The following is a 13,793-nucleotide window of genomic DNA, read 5'->3' as shown; positions in this document are numbered from 1 at the left end:
GACAAGCAATCACTCACCGCGCCAGTTCCTTCAGCCCGAAACGAATGAGCTTCGAGGCATCGGCGTCCTCGCCGGCCGTCTTCAGCGCCGCCGCGACAGCATTGGCTGCTGTGTCGCGCGAATAGCCGAGATTGACCAGCGCCGAGACGGCGTCGGTAATCGGCGCCGGCGCCACGCCTTCGCCGAGCTCCTGCTTAAGGCCGATGGTGCCGGAGGCGGTTCCGGCATAGGCCGGCGCCTTGTTCTTCAACTCGGTGACGATGCGCTCGGCCACCTTCTTGCCGACGCCGGGCGCGCGGCTGACCATGGCGATGTCGCGCAGCGCGATCGCATTGGCGAGGTCTGCCGGCGCCAGCGTCGACAGGATGGCCAGCGCCACCTTGGCGCCGACGCCTTGCACATTGCTCATCAACAGCCGGAACCATTCGCGCTCAAGCACCGACTGGAAACCGTAGAGCCGGATCATGTCCTCGCGCACATAGGTCTCGATGAACAGCACCACCGCCTCGCCGGGCGAAGGCAGCGCGGCCAGCGTGCGCGCCGAGCAATAGGCGACATAGCCGACGCCGTGCACATCGACGAGGCAGAAATCCTCCTCGATCTCGTCCAGCGTGCCTTTCAATTTGCCGATCATGCGTGATCCCTCATGCCAGCGCCATCCTGTAGGCGACGCTTTGCCGGTGATGCGCGTGGCAGATGGCGATAGCCAACGCGTCTGCGGCATGTTCGGTGTCGAAAACGGCTTTCGGCAACAGCACCTTTACCATCATGTGGATCTGCTTCTTGTCGCCATGGCCAACGCCGATCACCGCCTTTTTGACGGCATTGGGGGCATATTCGGCCACAACAAGGCCGGCGCGCGCCGGCACCAGCATGGCTATGCCGCGCGCCTGGCCGAGCTTCAGTGTCGCCACCGCATCCTTGTTGACGAAGGTTTGCTCGACGGCCGCTTCCTGGGGCATGGCCGCATGCAGGATCTCGGCCAGCCCGTCATGCAATTGGCAGAGCCGTGTCGCCAGCGCCGCCTTGTCGTCGGAGCGTACAGTGCCGGAGCTGATAAAGCGCAGCGAGTTGCCGAGGCTCTCGACGATGCCCCAGCCGGTGCGCCTCAGCCCCGGATCGATACCGATAATGCGAATCGCTTCCCTCATGCGCGAAGTCTACCTCCGGCGCACAGCGATGTCAGCGAAATGTGAACAAACCGGAAACGGAGGCGTTTAACCTCGAGCGAAAGCCGTGTTCAGCAGCGTGATCTGGTCGGAAACCGGATTGGCGCGGCGGGCGGCGGCAGGCGTCTCGGCAAACGCGCCGCCATAGATCTCTTCGTCCATGCGGCGCACCAGCGCCTGCAGGCGCAGCGAGCGGGTGACGAGGTCGAGGAAATCCTTCGGCAGTTCGCCCCAGCCGACCGCTTCGTCATGCGCCGAGGCGGTGTCGAGACGCACCTTGGATTTTTCCGAAGCGACCTGGTCGCGGGTCATCTCGCCGGAATTTGCCGCCCGCTGCAAAAGCAGCCAGGAGGCGACTTGCATCAACCTTGTGGTCAGCCGCATCGATTCGGCCGCATAGAGCGTCGCCGCCAGCCTGGACAGCTTCTTGGCCTCGGCCCGGCCCTTGCCGTCAAGATACTCGGCTGCCTGTTCGACCAGGCCCATGCCTTCCTGGTAGAGCGGTTTGAAGGATTGGGAGAAAACCCGGCGTTCCGCCAGCTTGATGGTTTTCGCGATGCCCTTCGAAGGCTCGTTCATCGATACGCCCCTGCACTGCCCCGTCGGCTGATTCGGCTTCTCGCCGTCACGCCGGCACCCTAGATGACTGAAGCTTGAAAATGCGCTTCGCCGCCGGCGAAGGCAAGCACATGTTTAACAAACGGTTAACGCCTGCGCAGGGGCGCCAAGCGGACCAAAAGCAGACAAAAAAAGAGCCGCGGATAAGGCGGCTCTCAGGAGTTTAACAGGGAGGCGTCAAACGAAGTGGCTCCAACCACTCGGTAAGAATCCAGATCACTGGATGGACATAGTAAACACCTGTAAAGCTTAATGAACCCTTAACGGCGCGGATATTTCTTGATCGACCGCTGCCCTTCTGTGCCGTATCAGCACAACGGTGCCCTAAGCCTGATCGTCGGCTTGTTCATGCCTTCTTCCACACAGCCGGCAAGGAAATGAAGGCGAACAGCAGCATTGCCGCATAAAACCCCATCGAGGAGGAAGCCAGCACCGGCTCGATCTCCGGATGGCCGGCAAGTTCAAAGTAAAGCCCAATCATCAGTGCGATGCCGCAGATTGCCGTCAGCCAGAAATGCACGACGGCAATCGTCTTTTGCCCGACCGCTGGAAACAGGTGGTAGAAGAAGGCAAACACCGCCGACATCAGCCAGCCCGCCACCATGGTGTGCGCGTGGGTCGGCATCTGCCCATGGTCATTGGAGATCGCCATATGCAGGCCGAGCGCCATGCCGCACAGGGAATAGATGACGGCCAGGGTGAAGAAATTTCGTGCTACGCCTTGCATGGGATACCCTCGTTGGTTGTTGCAGACTTGGTCCGACCGCGCGCGGCCAAAATGGAGCGTCGGTCGCGAGCGGCTTAGTCCCCGCAGGTTTCAGGATCATGCCGCGAAACCAGCCAATGCCGACACGGCGTCTATCCGGCAAATGCCGGGTATTGTGCGGGCTGGCGGTAAAATCCGGCGACGGCGCCACCGCAACAAGCCGGCACCCACGCGGCATCTTCTGGATACATGTACGGAGATAATCCGCCCTCCTTCGGAAGCAGACGCGCGAAAGCAGCGTTTACCCCCGGAACGATGCACAAGGAGCGGCAATGGACTGGTATTCTCTCTTCAAATTCCTGCATGTCATGGCAGCGATCCTCTGGCTCGGCGGCGGTTTCGCCATGCTGCTGGTTTCGATACTCGCCGATCGCGACGGCGACGACGAGACGCTGATGGTCATGCTGAGAACGACGGACAAACTCGGCTTGCGTCTGTTCGTGCCGGCGTCTATCGCGACCCTGGCTTCTGGTCTGGTGCTGACTTCGCTATGGACCGGCTTCTCCGACCTTTGGGTCGTCATCGGCCTTTGCGGCTACGCCGCCGCGTTTCTGACCGGTATCCTCGTGCTGAAGCCTTCGTTCGAAAAGCTTGCCACAATGCTTGCCGCGGACGGCATGACCCCGGCTGCCATAGCGTTTGGGCGCCGCATGATACGGATCGTCAAGTTCGATTTCGTCATCATGATCGTCGTCGTCGCCGACATGGTGCTGAAGCCGACCGCGCACGACATCGCCACTCTCGGCGCCATGGCGGTCGTGGTCGTTGGTGGTGCATCGCTGACCTTTGCGAGCGCCCCGCGAACCAAACCGGCAGCCGCCTGAGCGGGATTTAGAGCAGGCCGGCGATCCCGTCCCAAAGCAGCTTGACCGCGACCACGGCCACGGTCGCGTAGGTGAAGGGATAAAAAATCTCCGGCCGCATGCGCCGCACCAGCCAGGCGCCGGCGATGGTGGCCAGCGGCGCCAGCGGCATCAGCACGGCCGACGCCGTCAGGTTGGCGGTGTCGAACTGGCCAAGCGCGAAGTAGGGGATCAGCTTCAGCGCGTTGGTGGCGGCAAAGAAGATCGCCGATGTCCCTGACAGCACCTTCGGATCGAGCCGGATCGGCAGCGCATAGACCTGGAAGGGGGGCCCGCCGACATGGGCGACGAAGCTGGTGAAGCCGGCGACGGTGCCCCAGAAGGCGGCGGCGATGCGGTTGGGCGCCGCCGCATGGTCGGAACCGTGGCGGAACTGGAGATAGAGCCAGCGCAGCACGAAGATCAGCGCGACAGCGCCGACGATCAGCCGCACCATCTCTTCGGTGACGAGCGCTGCCGTCAGCCAGCCGAGCCCAATGCCGATCACCGCGCCCGGCATCATGTCGACCAGCATCTTTCTGTCATACACACCCCACCACGTCCACACCGAAACGATGTCCATCAGGCACAGGATCGGCAGCAGGATGGCCGCCGCCTGCACCGGCGGCATGGCCAGCGCCATCAAAGGCACGCCAACGAAGCCGACAGCGCCGCCGAAGCCGCCTTTCGACAGCCCGACAAGTATCACCGCCGGAATGGCGGCGGCATAAAACCACGGATCGGCGAGCAGACCTGACATGAACTGGAAATGCTGGAGGGAAGACGGTTGCCCTGCAATAGCCCAGAAACCCTTGCGCCGCGACCGGGAAAATGCCGGCCGTGTCGATCAACTGTGCGTAAAGCGACGGTTCCGGATTTACGGCAAGATCGCCGCCGATGCATAAGGGCGCCGTCCGATGCATCAGGTTTTGGCCCCAGGTTTTGGCCCCAGGTTTTGACCCCAGGTTTTGACCCCAGGTTTTTGACCCCAGGTTTTTGACAATGAGCGAACCCCACATCCGCCGCGCCGAAGCGGCCGACCTGCCTGCCATCGTAGCCATGCTCGCCGACGATCCGCTTGGCCGCAGCCGCGAGGATGCGACCGAGCCACTCGCCAAGGCCTATCGCGACGCCTTTGCCGCCATCGACGCCGACCCCAACCAGTTTCTTGCCGTGATGACGGATAGCGGCCGCGTCATCGGCACGTTGCAGATCAGCTATCTCGCCGGGCTGTCGCTGCAGGGCGCCTTGCGCGGCCAGATCGAGGCTGTGCGCGTCGTCGCAGACCGCCGCGGCGAACGGCTGGGACAGCGTCTGCTGGAATGGGCGATCGAACAGTGCCGTGAACGCGGCTGCAAGATTATCCAGCTGACCACCAACAAGAGCCGCCAGGACGCGCATCGCTTCTATGACCGGCTCGGCTTCAAGGCCAGCCACATCGGTTACAAATTGGAGCTTTAGTTCAGCGGTGGAGGACGGCGCCGGATCGGCTGCGCCTTGATGATGGCGGTGCTGGTTTCCGCCTTGTCGGCGATGCGGTCGAGAAGCTTGTCGAGCTCGCCGATGGAGCGCACGTAGAGCCGGGCCACGAAACAGTCGTCGCCGGTGACCTTGTCGCATTCGCCGAATTCCGGGATCTCCTCGATCAGCTTCTGCACGATGTGCAGCTTGCCCGGCAGTGGCCGCACCCGCACGATCGCCTGCAACGGAAACCCCAGCGCCTCCGGGTCGATCTCGATGGTGAAGGCGCGGATGACGCCGCGTTCCTCGAGCCGCCGCAGTCGTTCCGAGACGCTCGGCGATGACAGCCCGACCTGCTGCGCCAGATCCTTCAACGAAGTCCGCGAATCCAGGATCAGGATGTCGAGAAGCTTTCTGTCCAACTCGTCCAGCATTTTCATCTCCTCGCAAAAGGGCAGCGCGCGCCTTATTAAATAAGGTCCTGCCCCCATATCACCTTTCATAGGGTATATAAACCCTCAAGACGGCATGAGATTATGGCCTCAACAGATAGAGGTATTGTCATGGACAACACGGTACGCGGCACGATCGAGATGACGGCGGCGATGACGATTGTCGGCACGATCGGCTGGTTTGTCGTCATGTCGGGCCAGCCCGTTATGGACGTGGTGTTCTGGCGCTGCGCCTTCGGCGCGGTGGCGCTGCTGATCACCTGCGCGGCACTCGGGCTGCTGCGCGGCAGGCTGACGCTGCGCATTGTTGCCATCGCCGCTCTTGGCGGCGCGGCTATCGTCATCAACTGGCTGTTGCTGTTCAGCGCCTTCTCCCGCGCCTCGATCTCGATTGCCACGGCGGTCTACAACACGCAGCCCTTCATGCTGGTCGGCTTCGGCGCGCTGTTCTTCGGCGAGCGGCTGACACTGGCCAAGCTGACCTGGCTCGGCATCGCCTTCGCCGGCATGCTGCTAATCGTGCAGACAGGGCCCGATGCGGGTGTCGGTTCCGGCATAACCGGCACAGATTATGTCATCGGCATCGTCATGGCGCTCGGAGCGGCCTTCTTCTGGGCTGTCGCGGCAATCGTCGCCAAGAAGCTCAAGGGCACCCCGCCGCATCTGATCGCGCTGATCCAGGTCTGCGTCGGCGTCGTCATGCTGGCGCCCTTTGCCAACCTCTCGCATTTGCCCGCCGATGCCTGGAGCTGGGCCATGCTGGCCACGCTTGGCGTCGTTCACACCGGCCTGGTGTACATATTGATGTACGCCGCCATCCAGAAACTGCCGACGCATCTGCAGGGGTCGCTGTCCTTCATCTATCCTGTCGTTGCGATCCTGGTCGATGTGATGGCCTTCGGCCACCGGCTGCATCCGGCCCAGTTCGTCGGCGCAGCCGCCATCCTGATCGCCGCCGCCGGCATGAATCTCGGCTGGACTTTGTGGAGGGCCAAATCGCCGGCCGAAAGCCCGCAAGCCGTCAAATGAGCCGCAGAGCGTCGGCTCGCCGGCGATCGTAAACCAAAGCCATCGCATCGATCCCCGCCCGCCTGTTCAAGGCGGGCGCTTTGTTCTATGCCGCAATGCAACCATCTTCGCCCGGCATAGGCGAAACCCGGGATCGAAAGCCAATGAACGACGCAACACCCCCCAACCGCTGCCGCATCGTGCTGATCGCACCCAGGGACGCTCCGGCGCGCCGCATTGCGGCTGCCTTCGACGGCGGTGATATCGCTTCGCTGATCCTGCCTGAAAACGGCATGGACGAGGCTGCCTTCCAGGCTTTTGCAGAACAGATCGTACCGGCCGCGCAAGCGGCCGGCATCGCCGTCATCATCGCCGGCGATACCCGCATTGCCGGCCGTGTCCAGGCCGACGGCATTCATGTCGAGGTTTCCAAGGACGCGCTCGCCGAGACCATCGAACACTTCCAGGGCAAGATGATGGTCGGCGCCGGTGGCGCCAAGACGCGCGACGACGCGCTGGAACTCGGCGAAACCAGACCCGACTACATCTTCTTCGGCCGCTTCGGCTACGACAACAAGCCGGAACCGCATCCGCGCAACCTGTCGCTCGGGCAATGGTGGGCGGACGTGATTGAGATCCCTTGCATTGTCATGGCCGGTTCCGCCATCGCCTCGGTAGAAGCGGTGGCCGCCACTGGCGCCGAGTTCGTGGCGCTGTCCAGCGCCGTCTTTGCCGAAGGCGCCGATCCGAAGGCGGCGATTGCCGCCGCCAATGCGCTGCTCGACCAAACCGCGCCGCGCTTCGAGGGCTGACGTGCGCCGACATGGACTTCCTCTCGCGGTTCTCGTTGCGGCGTTGATGAGCGGGGCAGCGATCGCGGCGGAGACCGTTCCGCTGCCGCAGCCGAGGCCGGACACCAGCGCACCCGCCCTCAGCGTGCCGGATGCGGTCGCCCCCGATGCGGGTGCCCCAAAAGCCGGTGCCACGGATTCCGGCGTCCATATCGACAAGCCGATCGACACCCCGCTGCCGCAGCCGGCGACAACCGCGCCGCTGCCGTCGGCCGACGCGATCAACCCCGAACGTTTCGGCGCCAAGCCGGCGGACCCCGCCTATGGCGCTTTCCAGCGCGGCCTTTACAAGACGGCCTACAATCTGGCGTTGGTGCGGGCTCAGAATGGCGACCCGGCGGCGCAAACGCTGGTGGCCGAGATCCTGTCGCGCGGGTTGGGCGTGCCGCTCAACCCAGCGGAAGCCGCCAAATGGTATGCGCAGGCCGCCGAGCAGGGGATTCCTGAATCGCAGTTCCAGTATGCGCTGATGCTGCTCGACGGCCGCTACGTCAAGAAGGACGAGAAGGGAGCTTATGCGCTGATGCAGGCCGCCGCCGAGGCCGGCAACCGGCTGGCGCAGTTCAACTTCGCGCAATTGCTCGTGCAGCAGGATCCGGGCGATGCCGGCATCGCCAGGGCTGTGCCTTATTATGAGCGTGCCGCGGCGACAGGGCTTGCCGACGCCCAGTATGCGATGGCGCAGGTCTATGCCAATGGCGTCGGCGGCAAGACCCGCGACGATGCAAAGGCCCGCAGCTTGCTGGCACAGGCTGCCAGGCAGAACTACGACACCGCGCAGATCGATCTTGCCGCCTGGATGATCGAGGGCCGGGGCGGTGTTCGCGACCTGAAATCCGGCTTCAACTGGATGAAGCAGGCAGCTGAAGGCGGCAATGTCGCTGCCCAGAACCGGTTGGCAAAGCTCTATATGGGCGGCATCGGAACCGACCCCGACCTGATCCTGGCCGGGGCCTGGTATGTGGTCGCCCGCCGCGCCGGCCTTATCGATCCGGAGATGGACGATTTCCTGCAAGGGCTGACCGACGATCAGACAAAGCAAGCCTTGCAGAAGGCCAACCGCCTGCCCTGACACGCAACGTCACTGTGTATGATCCAGCACGACCTTGCCGAAGGGAGAGCCGTGTTCGAGATGGCGAAAGGCCTGCGCTGCCTCTGCCCATGGGAAGACCCGGTCGATCACCGGCCGCAGCCGATTGACGGCGAGCGCCCGGTTCATCGCTTCGAAGGACTCGCGCGAGCCGACCGGTATGCCGCGTGCTTTCACCTGGCGGCGGAAGATGTCGAGCGGATTAATCACCCCTTCGCTGCCGCCGAGATAGCCGATGACGTTGATCTGGGCGCCGCGCGCCGACGCCTTGAGCGACTGCGCGAAACTTTGGGGACCACCGACTTCGATGATGTGGTCCGCGCCGCGGCCATCGGTCAGCGCCAGCACGGCCGACGACCAATCCGGATTGTCGCGGTAGTTGACGCCATCATGCGCGCCAAGCCCCTTCGCCCGGGCAAGCTTCTCATCGCTGCTCGACGTAACAATGACGCGCGCGCCGGCCGCCCTTGCCAACTGCACGGCAAACAGCGACACGCCGCCGGTGCCGAGGCTGAGCACGGTTTCGCCTGGCTTGAGCTTGCCCTCGGTGAACAACGCATGCCAGGCAGTGACCGCGGCGCAAGGCAACGTCGCCGCCTCGACATCGCTGAGCTGCGCCGGGGCGATGACCGCCGCCTGTTCGTCCAGCCGGGCGAATTCGCTTAGCAGCCCATCGATGGGGCCACCGCGCTGGTATGAGGGTTCGGCCATGGCGAAGCTGCCGCCGACCCATCGCTGCCAGAACGTGCCGCAGACCCGGTCGCCGACCTTGAAGCGGCTGACCTCGGAGCCAAGCGCAACGACCTCGCCGACGCCGTCGGAAAGCGGCACCAGCGGCAAGGGGAATGTCGTGTGATAGCTGCCGCGCGCGATCTCGACATCGCGGTAGTTGAGCGCCGTGGCCCTGACCTTGACGATCATCTCCTGGCGGCCGGGTTCCGGCATTGGCCGTTCGACCATCTTGAGATTGTCGATGCCGCCTGGGCTCTGCAGTTCGATTGCCTTCATTGTCGTCCTCCTTTCGTTTGAAAGGAAAATTGCTTGCCAGGCGATGGATTTTAAATTCATAATGTTTACAATGATTATGCCTACGAGACATGGTTCTGGCTATGCTTGAGGAATTGCGCACGCTCGCCCTGTTTGCCGAGGAGGGCTCGATCCAGAAGGTCGCCCGGCGCCTGCCGCTGACCCAGCCGGCTGTGACCCGGCAAATCCAGCGGCTGGAGGACATGCTTGGCACGACGCTGCTCGACCGCCGGCAAAAGCCGCCGCGACTGACGCCGACGGGGCTGGAAGTGCTGGCGCGCGGCCGCGATATCATCGCTTCCGTAGAAGCGCTGAAATCCTTCGCCGGAAAGACCGAGCCGGAAGGACTGTTCCGCCTGGGTCTCGCCCATGGCCTCTCGGACCGCGACATCGCCGGGGCCATCGCCAACGCCGCGGCGGCGTTCCCGAAAGTGTCGCTACGGCTCAAGACCGGCTGGAGCGCCGAACTGATCGATCAATTCGAACGCGGCGAGCTCGATGTGACGATTGTTCTGCGATCGTCGGATAAGCCAGTTCCGGAAGCGCTTGGCACTGAACGTCTTGGCGTCATAGCTGCGTCCACCGTCCCCGATCCGGAAGACGGTGGCCGGACACCCATGCCGTGGGTGCTTAGTCCGGCCCCTTGCGACGCGCGCCAGAAACTCATGTCCGTTCTGGTCGGCGGAAGGCGTTATTTCGAGATCGCGGCGGAGATACAGGATCCGGCCTTGCAGATGGAATGGGTCCGTCGGGGGCACGGCCTTGGGCTAGTGCCGTTGCGTCTTGCAAGGCGCGGACTTCCCGACGGCCTCATGCTGGTCAACACGGAAGATGTCGACCTTTCCTTGCAGGTCGCCGCACTTCGTTCGCCTCATCTCAACCGGCTGACTGAGGCTGCGGATGCCATAGTCGAGGCCGTCGGCAAAGTCATTGCAGCCCAGGTTTGAGGCTACCAGCCGCTGTCGGGCGATCTGGCATCCCTTGCCTCTCCTGCCGATTTGTGGTCTTGGGGGCCCGAAATCGCTTGTCCAGCGACCATCCCCATACCAACGGCCAAGCCGTTGGTAGCATCCCGGATCAATCTCATCATGGCCAAGATCAATGGCAACGAAATCCGTCCCGGCTATGTCATCGAGCACGATGGCGGCCTTTGGGTGGCGGTCAGGACCAACACCGTCAAGCCCGGCAAGGGCGGTGCCTACAACCAGGTCGAACTGAAGAACCTGATCAACGGCACCAAGCTCAACGAGCGCTTCCGCTCGGCCGAGACCGTCGAGCAGATCCGGCTCGATCTGAAGGATTTTTCCTTCCTCTACGCCCAGGACGACGCGCTGGTGTTCATGGACACGCAGAGCTACGAGCAGCTCGAGCTGGCGAAGGATTTCGTCGGCGACCGCGCCGCCTTCCTGCAGGACGGCATGATGGTGACGGTCCAGCTCTATGAGGACAGGCCGATCGGCATTTCGCTGCCCGACCAGGTGACGCTGACCATCACCGAGGCCGACCCGGTGGTGAAGGGCCAGACGGCCGCGTCCTCGTACAAGCCGGCGGTGCTGGAAAACGGCATCCGCGTGCTGGTGCCGCCATTCATCGGCGCCGGCGAACGCATCGTCGTCGACACCAACGAACTCACCTACATGCGCCGCGCAGACTGACGCGTAGGCAGGAACAGATACGATGGCACGCTCCGCACTTCTCAATGTCATGGTCCAGGCCGCCATGAAGGCCGGCCGCTCGCTGTCGCGCGATTTCGGCGAGGTGCAGAACCTGCAGGTGTCGATGAAGGGACCGGGCGACTATGTCAGCCAAGCCGACCGCAAGGCCGAGGACATCCTGTTTGCCGAACTGTCGAAGGCACGGCCGGGCTATGCCTTCCTTATGGAAGAGCGCGGCATGATCGCAGGGGACGACGACCAGCACCGTTGGATCGTCGACCCGCTCGACGGCACCACCAATTTCCTGCACGGCATTCCGATCTTTTCCATCTCGATCGCGCTGGAGCGACAGGGCCAGTTGGTCGCCGCCGTCATCTACAATCCGGCAATGGATGAGCTCTACACCGCCGAGCGCGGCGGCGGCGCCTTCATGAACGATCGCCGGCTGCGCGTTGCCGGCCGCAGCAAGCTCACCGACTGCGTCATCGGCTGCGGCGTGCCGCATCTCGGCCGCGGCCAGCACGGCAATTTCCTCGTCGAGTTGCGCAATGTGATGGCCGAGGTCTCGGGCGTGCGCCGCCTGGGTTCCGCCGCGCTCGATCTCGCTTATGTCGCCGCAGGCCGCATGGACGGCTTTTGGGAAACCGGCCTGTCGGCCTGGGACATTGCCGCCGGCCTGCTGCTGATCCGCGAGGCCGGTGGCTTCGTCTCCGACATGGATGGCGGCCAGGATATGCTCGAGGCGGGTTCGCTCGTCGCTGGCAACGAGGTCATCCAGCGCGCGCTGCTCAAGGCGGTGAAGAAGCCGCTTTCGGCGCGCTGATCACTTGGCATGCCGGCGCGGCGCGCTGAAGCGCCGCAGTCGCAAAACCGCAATCAAAGCTTGAAATACTGCCCGGCGGCCGCCCAGATAAGGGTGACGCAGGATCTTTTATGACGAGCATACCTTCACTATCCTCGCGAGAAGCGCAGCCAGACCAGCCAATTGAAATCCCTTTTGTCGGGCGTTGGCACTATTCGCGTGCGGAGATGATCGCCGATGGCATCGTCCACGCGGTCGGCATCGTGCTGGCGATAGCCGCCGGCTCGGCGTTGCTGGCGCTGGCCGCCTTCCATGCCGGTCCCGGCGAATACATCGCCGCCGCCTTCTTCGTGGTGTCGCTGCTGACTGTGCTGTCGATTTCGCTGACCTACAATCTGTGGCCGGTGACGTCGCCGGCGAAGTGGATCTTGCGGCGCTTCGATCATGCGGCGATCTATCTCCTGATCGCCGCGACCTACACGCCCTTTCTGGCCCAGCTCGACGGCTCGCCGCTGGCGCTGCCGATGATTGTCCTTGTCTGGACCGCTGCTTTGACCGGCATTGCCATGAAAGTGTTCCTGCCCGGCCGCTTCGATCGTCTGGCCATTGTCTTCTATCTCGCCACCGGCTGGAGCGGCGTCGTCCTGGTCAAGCCGCTGGTGGCGACGTTGCCGACGACCTCGATCGCGCTGATTGTCGCCGGCGGCATCGTGTACTCCTGCGGCGTCATCTTCTTCGCCTGGAAACGCCTGCGCTTTCACAATGCCCTCTGGCACGGCTTTGTCGTCACCGGCGCCGGGCTGCATCTTGCCGCCATGGTCGACTGCCTGGTCGTCAACCGCCTCTGAACGGCGTGGTGCGGCCCGACAGTCGGGCAATATTGCCAAGCGCCATTCAATTTGGTCACAATTCCGTTTAGAGTCGCGAATTACGTGATCGGCGGCACTGGAGCAGTTCCAGGGAAGTATGAGCGGCTTCCCGTTCGGAATTGCGTCAAGGCAAATAGAGCATCGGAAACGGGGCACGGATGGCTTTTCTCAGATCCTTCGGCGTGGGCAGGCGTTCTGATGTCCTGATGTACGATCCGCACAAACTGTCGAGCCCGCAGGTCTTCCTCCTGACCATGGTCATCTTCCTGGTCATCGTCGCCTTCATCGCCGCCATCCTCACCCGCCAGATCTCGACCGCTTTCGGGAGCAATCCCGGCCTCAACGGCCTGATCGTCGGCGTCCTTGTGGTCGGCATCCTGCTCGCCTTCGCCCAGGTCGGACGACTGTTTCGCGAAGTGCGCTGGGTCAATTCCTTCCGCGCCGGTTCCGAAACCACCGAGCCGGTGCTGCTGGCGCCGATGAAGGCGATGATCGGCCGCTCCTCGACGGTGGCCTTCTCGACGTCTTCGATGCGCACCATGCTGGATTCGATCGCCACCCGCCTCGACGAAAGCCGCGACACGTCGCGCTATCTTGTCGGCCTGCTGGTGTTCCTCGGTTTGCTCGGCACCTTCTGGGGCCTGCTCAACACCATCGGCTCGATCCGCGAAACCATCGAATCGCTCGATCCCGGCACCGGCGACGCCGCCGCCGTGCTCGATTCGCTGAAGCAGGGGCTGTCGGCGCCGCTGGCCGGCATGGGTACGGCCTTTTCGTCCTCGCTGTTCGGCCTTTCCGGGTCGCTGGTGCTAGGCTTCCTCGACCTGCAGGCCGGCCGCGCCCAGACCCGCTTCTATACCGAGCTTGAAAACTGGCTGTCCTCGGTCACCGATCTCTCCTCCGACATCGCCGTCGCCGACCCGGCCAAGACTGAATCCTCCGACGAGATCCGGGTCCTGTCGGAACGGCTGCGCAGCATGCAGGAAAGCGGCGGCGGCTCCAATCCGCGCGTCGCCACCGCCATGGCCAATCTCGCCGACGGCATTTCCGGCCTGGTCAAGAACATGCGCTCCGAGCAGCAGATCATGCGCGACTGGGTCGAGGCCCAGTCGGACGAGCAGAAGGCGATGCGCAACACGCTGGAAAAGATCGCCGACGCGCTGAAGAAACCCGGGGTCCACTAG

At 63.5% G+C, this 13,793-nt stretch carries 17 protein-coding genes; 10 read left to right on the top strand and 7 right to left on the bottom strand.

The features are described from left to right. Window positions 1–13 precede the first annotated feature (13 nt). The 4 genes from ruvA to NLY33_RS07875 form a co-directional block, all read right to left on the bottom strand. The gene (gene ruvA / locus NLY33_RS07890) at window positions 14–634 is read right to left on the bottom strand and encodes a Holliday junction branch migration protein RuvA (RefSeq protein ID WP_023668770.1); all 621 of its coding nucleotides are present in this window, start codon (window positions 632–634) and stop codon (window positions 14–16) included. 10 nt (window positions 635–644) lie between these two features. Beyond that, window positions 645–1,151, bottom strand: a complete 507-nt coding sequence (ruvC, locus tag NLY33_RS07885; RefSeq protein WP_023668769.1) for a crossover junction endodeoxyribonuclease RuvC — start codon at window positions 1,149–1,151, stop codon at window positions 645–647. A gap of 66 nt (window positions 1,152–1,217) precedes the next feature. Further along, window positions 1,218–1,748 (bottom strand): protease adaptor protein RcdA, encoded by a 531-nt coding sequence (gene rcdA, locus NLY33_RS07880; protein WP_023668768.1) that lies wholly within the window; start codon window positions 1,746–1,748, stop codon window positions 1,218–1,220. 385 nt (window positions 1,749–2,133) lie between these two features. After that, window positions 2,134–2,514, bottom strand: a complete 381-nt coding sequence (locus NLY33_RS07875; protein ID WP_023668767.1) for a hypothetical protein — start codon at window positions 2,512–2,514, stop codon at window positions 2,134–2,136. Window positions 2,515–2,825: 311 nt separating this feature from the next. On the opposite strand from NLY33_RS07875, the gene NLY33_RS07870 reads away from it, so the two are divergent. Beyond that, a complete protein-coding gene (locus NLY33_RS07870) occupies window positions 2,826–3,377 on the top strand; it encodes a DUF2269 family protein (RefSeq protein ID WP_023694595.1) in 552 nt (183 codons plus the stop codon). A gap of 7 nt (window positions 3,378–3,384) precedes the next feature. Here the strand turns inward: NLY33_RS07870 and NLY33_RS07865 are convergent, their stop codons facing one another. Next, a complete protein-coding gene (locus tag NLY33_RS07865) occupies window positions 3,385–4,155 on the bottom strand; it encodes a sulfite exporter TauE/SafE family protein (protein WP_023668765.1) in 771 nt (256 codons plus the stop codon). Between the two features lie 242 nt (window positions 4,156–4,397). Here NLY33_RS07865 and NLY33_RS07860 point away from each other — a divergent pair, with 242 nt between their 5' ends. Then, on the top strand, window positions 4,398–4,856 hold the full coding sequence (locus NLY33_RS07860) for a GNAT family N-acetyltransferase (RefSeq protein ID WP_023668764.1): 459 nt from the start codon (window positions 4,398–4,400) through the stop codon (window positions 4,854–4,856). Here the strand turns inward: NLY33_RS07860 and NLY33_RS07855 are convergent. Further along, window positions 4,853–5,290, bottom strand: a complete 438-nt coding sequence (locus NLY33_RS07855; protein ID WP_023704892.1) for an Lrp/AsnC family transcriptional regulator — start codon at window positions 5,288–5,290, stop codon at window positions 4,853–4,855. The genes NLY33_RS07860 and NLY33_RS07855 overlap by 4 nt on opposite strands. Window positions 5,291–5,419: 129 nt before the next feature. Between NLY33_RS07855 and NLY33_RS07850 the strand changes: the two genes are divergently transcribed. From NLY33_RS07850 to NLY33_RS07840, 3 genes are all read left to right on the top strand, one after another. Then, window positions 5,420–6,337, top strand: a complete 918-nt coding sequence (locus NLY33_RS07850) for a DMT family transporter (RefSeq protein ID WP_023704893.1) — start codon at window positions 5,420–5,422, stop codon at window positions 6,335–6,337. Window positions 6,338–6,480: 143 nt separating this feature from the next. Further along, window positions 6,481–7,128 (top strand): thiamine phosphate synthase, encoded by a 648-nt coding sequence (locus NLY33_RS07845; RefSeq protein ID WP_023704894.1) that lies wholly within the window; start codon window positions 6,481–6,483, stop codon window positions 7,126–7,128. 46 nt (window positions 7,129–7,174) lie between these two features. Continuing rightward, window positions 7,175–8,239 (top strand): tetratricopeptide repeat protein, encoded by a 1,065-nt coding sequence (locus tag NLY33_RS07840; protein WP_196814837.1) that lies wholly within the window; start codon window positions 7,175–7,177, stop codon window positions 8,237–8,239. A 9-nt stretch (window positions 8,240–8,248) separates the two neighbouring features. On the opposite strand, the gene NLY33_RS07835 is transcribed toward NLY33_RS07840, so the two are convergent. Beyond that, window positions 8,249–9,265: a zinc-dependent alcohol dehydrogenase family protein gene (locus NLY33_RS07835; protein WP_023704896.1), complete on the bottom strand. Its 1,017-nt coding sequence runs from the start codon at window positions 9,263–9,265 to the stop codon at window positions 8,249–8,251. A gap of 101 nt (window positions 9,266–9,366) precedes the next feature. Here NLY33_RS07835 and NLY33_RS07830 point away from each other — a divergent pair, with 101 nt between their 5' ends. From NLY33_RS07830 to NLY33_RS07810, 5 genes are all read left to right on the top strand, one after another. After that, window positions 9,367–10,230: a LysR family transcriptional regulator gene (locus tag NLY33_RS07830; protein ID WP_023709278.1), complete on the top strand. Its 864-nt coding sequence runs from the start codon at window positions 9,367–9,369 to the stop codon at window positions 10,228–10,230. 141 nt (window positions 10,231–10,371) lie between these two features. After that, window positions 10,372–10,938, top strand: coding sequence for an elongation factor P (gene efp, locus NLY33_RS07825; protein ID WP_023668757.1), 567 nt, complete (start codon window positions 10,372–10,374; stop codon window positions 10,936–10,938). A gap of 22 nt (window positions 10,939–10,960) precedes the next feature. Continuing rightward, window positions 10,961–11,761 carry an inositol monophosphatase family protein gene (locus NLY33_RS07820; RefSeq protein ID WP_023684166.1) on the top strand — a complete coding sequence of 267 codons (801 nt, stop codon included), beginning with the start codon at window positions 10,961–10,963 and terminating at the stop codon, window positions 11,759–11,761. A gap of 110 nt (window positions 11,762–11,871) precedes the next feature. Next, the gene (trhA, locus tag NLY33_RS07815; protein ID WP_023704897.1) at window positions 11,872–12,588 is read left to right on the top strand and encodes a PAQR family membrane homeostasis protein TrhA; all 717 of its coding nucleotides are present in this window, start codon (window positions 11,872–11,874) and stop codon (window positions 12,586–12,588) included. Between the two features lie 179 nt (window positions 12,589–12,767). Further along, on the top strand, window positions 12,768–13,793 hold the full coding sequence (locus tag NLY33_RS07810) for a MotA/TolQ/ExbB proton channel family protein (protein ID WP_023668754.1): 1,026 nt from the start codon (window positions 12,768–12,770) through the stop codon (window positions 13,791–13,793).

It is taken from the genome of Mesorhizobium sp. C432A (genome assembly GCF_030323145.1).
In the GTDB taxonomy this organism is placed as follows: domain Bacteria; phylum Pseudomonadota; class Alphaproteobacteria; order Rhizobiales; family Rhizobiaceae; genus Mesorhizobium.
This window is presented reverse-complemented; position numbering and strand designations above follow the sequence as displayed.

What these genes read in the sequence shown, in the direction of transcription:
- efp (WP_023668757.1), top strand. Translation starts at nt 10,372, where the DNA reads ATGGCCAAGATCAATGGCAACGAAATCCGTCCCGGCTATGTCATCGAG.
- NLY33_RS07870 (WP_023694595.1), top strand. Translation starts at nt 2,826, where the DNA reads ATGGACTGGTATTCTCTCTTCAAATTCCTGCATGTCATGGCAGCGATC.
- NLY33_RS07845 (WP_023704894.1), top strand. Translation starts at nt 6,481, where the DNA reads ATGAACGACGCAACACCCCCCAACCGCTGCCGCATCGTGCTGATCGCA.
- NLY33_RS07875 (WP_023668767.1), bottom strand. Translation starts at nt 2,514, where the DNA reads ATGCAAGGCGTAGCACGAAATTTCTTCACCCTGGCCGTCATCTATTCC.
- NLY33_RS07840 (WP_196814837.1), top strand. Translation starts at nt 7,175, where the DNA reads ATGAGCGGGGCAGCGATCGCGGCGGAGACCGTTCCGCTGCCGCAGCCG.
- NLY33_RS07860 (WP_023668764.1), top strand. Translation starts at nt 4,398, where the DNA reads ATGAGCGAACCCCACATCCGCCGCGCCGAAGCGGCCGACCTGCCTGCC.
- NLY33_RS07850 (WP_023704893.1), top strand. Translation starts at nt 5,420, where the DNA reads ATGGACAACACGGTACGCGGCACGATCGAGATGACGGCGGCGATGACG.
- NLY33_RS07810 (WP_023668754.1), top strand. Translation starts at nt 12,768, where the DNA reads ATGGCTTTTCTCAGATCCTTCGGCGTGGGCAGGCGTTCTGATGTCCTG.
- NLY33_RS07865 (WP_023668765.1), bottom strand. Translation starts at nt 4,155, where the DNA reads ATGTCAGGTCTGCTCGCCGATCCGTGGTTTTATGCCGCCGCCATTCCG.
- rcdA (WP_023668768.1), bottom strand. Translation starts at nt 1,748, where the DNA reads ATGAACGAGCCTTCGAAGGGCATCGCGAAAACCATCAAGCTGGCGGAA.
- ruvA (WP_023668770.1), bottom strand. Translation starts at nt 634, where the DNA reads ATGATCGGCAAATTGAAAGGCACGCTGGACGAGATCGAGGAGGATTTC.
- ruvC (WP_023668769.1), bottom strand. Translation starts at nt 1,151, where the DNA reads ATGAGGGAAGCGATTCGCATTATCGGTATCGATCCGGGGCTGAGGCGC.
- NLY33_RS07830 (WP_023709278.1), top strand. Translation starts at nt 9,367, where the DNA reads ATGCTTGAGGAATTGCGCACGCTCGCCCTGTTTGCCGAGGAGGGCTCG.
- NLY33_RS07820 (WP_023684166.1), top strand. Translation starts at nt 10,961, where the DNA reads ATGGCACGCTCCGCACTTCTCAATGTCATGGTCCAGGCCGCCATGAAG.
- NLY33_RS07855 (WP_023704892.1), bottom strand. Translation starts at nt 5,290, where the DNA reads ATGCTGGACGAGTTGGACAGAAAGCTTCTCGACATCCTGATCCTGGAT.
- NLY33_RS07835 (WP_023704896.1), bottom strand. Translation starts at nt 9,265, where the DNA reads ATGAAGGCAATCGAACTGCAGAGCCCAGGCGGCATCGACAATCTCAAG.
- trhA (WP_023704897.1), top strand. Translation starts at nt 11,872, where the DNA reads ATGACGAGCATACCTTCACTATCCTCGCGAGAAGCGCAGCCAGACCAG.